The organism is Mesorhizobium sp. M7A.F.Ca.US.006.04.2.1 (genome assembly GCF_004022915.1).
In the GTDB taxonomy this organism is placed as follows: domain Bacteria; phylum Pseudomonadota; class Alphaproteobacteria; order Rhizobiales; family Rhizobiaceae; genus Mesorhizobium; species Mesorhizobium ciceri.
Genome location: NZ_RZQA01001048.1, coordinates 1 through 1,903 on the forward strand (window position 1 = coordinate 1; position 1,903 = coordinate 1,903).

Sequence of the window (1,903 nt, forward strand, 5' to 3'; positions counted from 1 at the left end):
CATCCTCGTAGCGCACCTCCCACCACCACTGGTGCCCGGTCACCCTGATTGTCAGCGCAGCCTCCGAGCCGATCGCAGCCAGCGTCCTGTTGGCGAAAAAGCTTAGCAGCGTCAGTCCGATCAGGATGATGGTGGTCACTCCGACGGCGGACACGACCACGCGCATCTTGCCGCGTTCGGCCGCTTCGTCGAGTAGGAGGGGTTCATCGCCGGAACGCGATCGCATGACCAGCGGTGCTGCGAGAGCGATCATCACCAGCGCCCAAACAACCGCGCAAAGCGCGGCAAAGAACCAGATGAGCCAGGCCAGCTCGCCGGCTGCGGGGCCCTTCGGGTCAAGCGCCGACTGCCAGCCTGCGCATCCCTGCAGAAACAGGACACAGAAGGCGAAGGCCATCGAGGCCGGGCGCTTCACGGTGATTTGCCCAGTGTCGCGGCATCCGGCAGGCGGTTTTCCGAGGGATGCACCATCATGTCGTCATTGCGTTGCGGCGCGGCGGAAGACGGCGCGTTGCCGCCCAGTGCGCGCACGAAGGCCGCCAGCTCCCATATCTGGTCGTCGGGTATCTTCTGGCCGAAGCTTGGCATCCCGTTGGGCCTGCCGTCGCGGATCGTGGCGTGGATGCTTTCCATCGAGCTGCCGTAGATCCACTTCTCGTCCATGAGCGCCGGACCCATGCCGCCACCGCCATTGGCATGGCAGCCCGAGCAGTTGAACCAGCCGAACAGGCGTTTGCCCTCGCTCATGTGGAAGGCGTTGGCCTCGAAGCTCGCCGCCTTGTTGTCGGTGGGGGAGGGTCGCTGTCCGCCCGGCTCCAACGTGGTCACAGGCGTCGGCTGCTCACCTGAGCCGAGCGCCGATTGCGGTCGCGTGTCGCGCTCCTCGCGCTGGCAGGCGACCAGGGCCAGTGTCAAGGGCAGCAACATCGCCAGAGCGCGCCTCATCGGGCCGGTCTCCCGGCCATGTCCAGACGCGGTACGCCGTATCGCGCCAGAACCGCGTCGATCTCGGCCTTGTGTCGGGCAAGCGCGCTATTCACATCGCCACGCAGCGCATCGTCCTCGCGTCGAACACCCATTGAGATGTCGTACATCAGCGGCAGTTGCGGTCCATCGATGCGAGGCGTGACCGGCGTGATCCGGAGCGGCACCTTTTGCCTCTGCGCGAAATAGCCGGCGAGCGGACCCCAGACCACGGCAAGGTCGATCTCGCCGTTCGCGACAGCTTCGACGATGCGCGCCGGCGGGTTGGGAGCAGAGTAGTCGCCATAGACGGGGTAGCCGATGAGGTGCCCGACAATGCCGCGGCGGCCAAGCGCCTGGACAGGCGGCGAGTTGGCGCCATCGTCGCCGATGAGCTGAACACCGATGCGCAATTCTTGCAACCGCGGGTCGTTGAAGGACGTCACGTCCGGGCCGTCCTGGCGGGTCACGAAGACATAGGACGAACGGTAGTAAGGCGTGGTGGTGCGCAGCATTTCGAGATTGGCAGGCGTGCCGGGCACGAGATCGCAAAGGCCTGCCTTCAGCGTGTTGCGGATGAAGCCACGGCGCTGCGCCCACCAGGTATACGTCAGCTTGGCGCCAAGATCAGTGGCGACAATTTCCGCGATCCTGTTCTCGAACCCTTGACCGGCCGCGTTGGAAAACGGCATGTTGTTCGGGTCGGCGCACACTCTCAATTCACGTGCGTTGGCAACAGCCGGAAAGAGCAACAAGGCGAGCCCGGCCATGCCGATCGCCACCCGTTGGAACGCCTTTCGCGCCGGACGTACGGTCAAGTTCAATCCATCAAGGCAGCCGGAACACATAAAGCGTGCCTCCCGCCGTGGTAGCGTTCTTCAGATCCTTCATCGCGTTGACGAAGCCAAGTGCCGCGGTGGCATCGCGTGGGTCTAAGTCT

The 1,903-nt window shown here is 64.6% G+C and carries 2 protein-coding genes and 1 pseudogene; all 3 read right to left on the bottom strand.

Features of this window, described 5'->3' with window-relative positions; all coding sequences use genetic code 11:
* Window positions 1-397, bottom strand: a pseudogene (locus tag EN925_RS34050) (cytochrome c oxidase subunit II); the annotation flags it as partial.
* A gap of 14 nt (window positions 398-411) precedes the next feature.
* Window positions 412-945, bottom strand: coding sequence for a c-type cytochrome (locus EN925_RS34055; protein ID WP_013525142.1), 534 nt, complete (start codon window positions 943-945; stop codon window positions 412-414).
* A complete protein-coding gene (locus EN925_RS34060) occupies window positions 942-1,733 on the bottom strand; it encodes a substrate-binding domain-containing protein (protein WP_244514477.1) in 792 nt (263 codons plus the stop codon). Before EN925_RS34060 ends, EN925_RS34055 begins: the two co-directional genes overlap by 4 nt.
* Between the last annotated feature and the right edge of the window lie 170 nt (window positions 1,734-1,903).

What these genes read in the sequence shown, in the direction of transcription:
- EN925_RS34060 (WP_244514477.1), bottom strand. Translation starts at nt 1,733, where the DNA reads ATGGCCGGGCTCGCCTTGTTGCTCTTTCCGGCTGTTGCCAACGCACGT.
- EN925_RS34055 (WP_013525142.1), bottom strand. Translation starts at nt 945, where the DNA reads ATGAGGCGCGCTCTGGCGATGTTGCTGCCCTTGACACTGGCCCTGGTC.